The organism is Clostridium aquiflavi (assembly GCF_031344075.1).
Lineage (GTDB): Bacteria > Bacillota > Clostridia > Clostridiales > Clostridiaceae > Clostridium > Clostridium aquiflavi.
Genome location: NZ_JAVJAN010000106.1, coordinates 1 through 836, shown reverse-complemented (window position 1 = coordinate 836; position 836 = coordinate 1). Strand labels below are relative to the sequence as shown.

Here is an 836-nt window from a genome sequence, read left to right as displayed (position 1 = left end):
GGTAATTATTTCACAAAAATTATACATAGTAAGCTTAGCAAACACTTCTTGGGCAATGTGATTCACCTTTTTAGAATGAAAATTTATCAATCCTAGAGCATATTTAAGTTCTCTAAAGGAAGTTTCTATTCCCCATCGCATATGATAAAGTTCTTTTATCTTATCTGCTGAAAATTCATTCGAATCTAAATTTGTTATTATAGTTTCGTAAGTATTATCTGAAATTTTAAATCTTACAACTCTAAATGAGATTGGATAGAAATTAGGACTTTTTAATTCTAAATAATCAAATTTAGAACATTTAGGCATAAATTTATATATTTCTGAATTAGCCTTTATTTCTTTTGTCTGTCTTCTTGTAAGTTTCAAATCAATTTTCTTATCGAACACTTCGCAAGAAGGTAATTTAAGGCTCGATGCCATCCCTTTGCTATCCCTATCTCTTACTCTTATTACATATTTCCAACCTTTTTCTTGTATATGAGCAAATGTGTTATAACTTTCGTAGCCACGGTCGGCAATAACAATTACATCACCAAATAGAGAAGATTTATCAACCATATCAGTAAGAGCTCCATTTTCATTTAGCTTTCTAACAGGTTGAATACATGCATCAGTATATACTTTGTTACATAAGTCAAATAATGCATTTAGATGTATCACATTAAAACCCTTGGCATTATCTTGGCATTTAATATAAGTGTCAGTATCTTCTGGATTATGAGCTATATTAAGTTTTGATCCATCTGCTGCCAGCAATCTATACCCATTAAATGTTTTATAATTATCAAAAGAATTAGTAAATGCTTTAAATAAATATTCTAATGCCGACGATA

1 protein-coding gene is annotated in these 836 nt (G+C 29.3%); it reads right to left on the bottom strand.

The window, feature by feature from the left end:
• The coding region (locus RGC78_RS16130; protein ID WP_309556960.1) for an IS4 family transposase at positions 1 to 836 on the bottom strand (836 nt) is incomplete at both ends.